General features: G+C 32.2%; 5 protein-coding genes. All 5 read left to right on the forward strand.

Annotated features, from left to right (window positions below; all coding sequences use genetic code 11):
• Positions 1-856 (forward strand): M28 family peptidase (locus U9R23_01580; protein ID MEA3475127.1); only part of this gene is annotated, 856 nt, incomplete at its 5' end.
• 12 nt (positions 857-868) lie between these two features.
• Positions 869-1,489, forward strand: coding sequence for a ComEA family DNA-binding protein (locus U9R23_01585; protein MEA3475128.1), 621 nt, complete (start codon positions 869-871; stop codon positions 1,487-1,489).
• 25 nt (positions 1,490-1,514) lie between these two features.
• Positions 1,515-1,808, forward strand: coding sequence for a nucleotidyltransferase family protein (locus U9R23_01590; protein MEA3475129.1), 294 nt, complete (start codon positions 1,515-1,517; stop codon positions 1,806-1,808).
• A gap of 248 nt (positions 1,809-2,056) precedes the next feature.
• On the forward strand, positions 2,057-2,509 hold the full coding sequence (locus U9R23_01595; protein ID MEA3475130.1) for a tetratricopeptide repeat protein: 453 nt from the start codon (positions 2,057-2,059) through the stop codon (positions 2,507-2,509).
• 68 nt (positions 2,510-2,577) lie between these two features.
• The gene (locus U9R23_01600; protein ID MEA3475131.1) at positions 2,578-2,943 is read left to right on the forward strand and encodes a four helix bundle protein; all 366 of its coding nucleotides are present in this window, start codon (positions 2,578-2,580) and stop codon (positions 2,941-2,943) included.
• Positions 2,944-2,996 lie beyond the last annotated feature (53 nt).

The following is a 2,996-nucleotide window of genomic DNA, read 5'->3' on the forward strand; positions in this document are numbered from 1 at the left end:
AATAGGATGCTCAAAAAACATTCCTGAATTCAGTGGCGAAAAAGCCTTTCAATACTTAGAAAAGCAATGTTCATTCGGTCCAAGAAATCCTAATTCTGATGGGCATCTTTTGTGCAAAAATTACCTGATAAATTTTTTAGAAGAGAATGGAGCAGAAGTAAAAACTCAGGAGTTTTCTGAAAAAGTTAGAGACGAAATCTACAATCTCACAAATATAATCGCTACTTATTATCCACAAAGACAAACACGAATTTTTATTGGAGCACATTGGGATACCCGACCCTGGGCAGATTTGGATAGTTTGGAAGAAAATCGTCATTTACCCATTCCTGGTGCAAATGATGCAGCATCAGGTGTAGCGGTGCTTTTTCATTTAGCTGAAATTTTGAATAAATATGAGCCACCATTATTTGGAATAGACCTTCTCTTTTTTGACGGCGAAGATGCAGGAACTCAAGGAACAAATAACGAGTGGTGTTTGGGTTCAAAACATTTTGTGAACAATTACAAAGGCAGAGAACCTGAAGCAGTAATTATTATTGATATGATTGGAGATAAAGATTTGAATATAGAGATTGAAGGCTATTCTTATAGAAATTCCCCCGAATTATTGGAAAAAATATGGAAAATAGCCAGAGCACGAAACATACCAAATTTCAGCACAAAAATCTCCAACTTCATATACGATGACCATTATCCGTTTTTAGAAAAAGGATTTAATGCCATTGATATAATTGATTTTGATTATCCGTACTGGCATACCTTACAAGACACCCCAGATAAATGCAGTGCTCAAAGTCTACAAATAATTGGAAATGTGCTAACAGAATTCATTTATAAATCAAACGAGAGGTAACAAATAAAGATAATGAATAAAATCTTTACAAAAGATGAACGAAAAATTATTGTTTTCCTTATTGCATTTCTTGCGCTTGGGCTGATAGTTGTTAATGCAAGAAATCTTATCCAAACTGTTAATACTAAAGATAAGGAAAATATTCAGGATAGCTTAGAAGTTGTTATTGAAAAATCTCATACTGTGCCAAAAATCAATATAAATGAGGCAGATATAGAAACTCTGTCGGAGTTGCCTGGAATAGGCCCTAAAAAATCTAAGACAATTTTTGATTATAGAGAACAAATTGGAGAATTCAAGTCTTTGATAGAACTCACAAAGGTAAAAGGGATTGGCAAAAAGACACTTGCGAAACTCCTCCCCTATCTTGAAATGATTGGTGATTCAGCAGAAGTGAGGGCATTCTTTACTAAAGACAAATCAATAAAAATTTTAGGAAAAGTAAATATCAATACTGCATCTAAATCTTACTTAATGTCTCTTCCTGGTATTGGTGAAGGTAAAGCAAATGCAATAATTGAATATCGTAAAAATAATGGTCCTTTTAAATCTATTGAGGAGATAAAAAATGTGAAAGGAATAGGAAAGGGAATATTTGAAAAAATTGAGGACAAAATTGAAGTTTCCGAATAAAAACTGAAGTAAAGGGGTAAGAAGTATGATAACACTTAAAGAGATAAAAAATGCTTTAGGACAGCATAAAGAGGAGATTAAGAAAGAATACAAAGTTAAAGAGATCGGTATTTTTGGTTCGTATGTAAGAAATGAGCAAAAAGGCAAAAGTGATGCGGATATACTTGTAACATTTTACGAACCCATCGGATTATTTGAATTTTTAGATTTAGAAGAATATATTGAAAAGATAATTGGAATAAAGGTTGACCTTGTTTCAAAAAATGCATTAAAATCTATTATTGGAAAGTATATCTTGAAAGAGGTTGTTTATATATGAAATATACATGTCAGCAAGCCGACACAAGGAGCATGAAAATTTACTAATTTTAATAATGCAACAGGATAAACCTGTTGCTACCCGCTCGCTAGCTGGTGGGTATCCCCAATTGAATTGGGGACGGGTTTATCCCGAATTGAAATACAAAGGATTTTCAAATGAAAACACGAGAGTTAAAGATTATACAAATAAACTAATGTGAAAACATTCTTATAAAAAATTCAAAAGACTCATTAAGGCAAAATAACATGACAGAGAAAGAAGATTTCATCCCAACGCCCTCTTTAGCAAAATTGTATGAAGAACAAGATAATTACAAACAAGCATTGGAAATATATCAACAACTTTTGGATAAAAAGAAGGATGATGAATTCCTGCAAAAAAAGGTTGAATACTTACAAGATATAATTCAAAATGTAAACAGGAAAGCACATGATAACATAGAAAGTTTTATCTTAAATAGGAAAAATAAGAAATTCTTCCAGATTTCAAAACCAAATAATAAACAAAAAAAACCAAACCAAAATGAACTTAATAAGATTATGAAAGCAAGTGGAGATTTATCAAGCTATCTTGCGGATAGATTCTCTGATTTAACCATTGACCAATTTTGCTCATTTCTTGTAAGTGTTCTTGGAAAAAATAGGAAACTAAAAGATATAAAACTCTCTGAAATACTAAATGCTTTGGAAAAACTTTAGCCCTTACTAAAGTAGTCATTCGTAGTCATTAGGTCATTAGTGGTCATTTATAGTGGTTAGGAGGAAGAATGAAATTAGAAGATTTGCAGGTTTATAGATTATCAATGGATATGGGAGAAAGGGTTTGGAAAATTGTTGATAAATGGAACTATTTTTCAAAAGATACTATTGGCAAGCAATTGGTGTGGGCAGTGGACTCGGTGGCTGCAAATCTGAGTGAAGGATTTGGAAGGTTTCATTTCAAAGAGAATAAACAGTTCGCTTATTATGCAAGAGGTTCCTTGTATGAAACAAAAACCTGGCTTACAAAAGCACACAATAGGAAGTTGATGAATGATGAGGAATTTCAATTATTCCAAAATGATGTTAATTCAATAGGAGTAAAATTGAATAATTATATCAATTCCATAGGTAAACAAAAAGGAACTTGCTAACCATAAATGACAATAAATGACACGAGCAAAGCGAGTAAATGACTATAAATGAC

It is taken from the genome of Candidatus Cloacimonadota bacterium, assembly GCA_034722995.1.
Lineage (GTDB): Bacteria > Cloacimonadota > Cloacimonadia > JGIOTU-2 > JGIOTU-2 > JAGMCF01.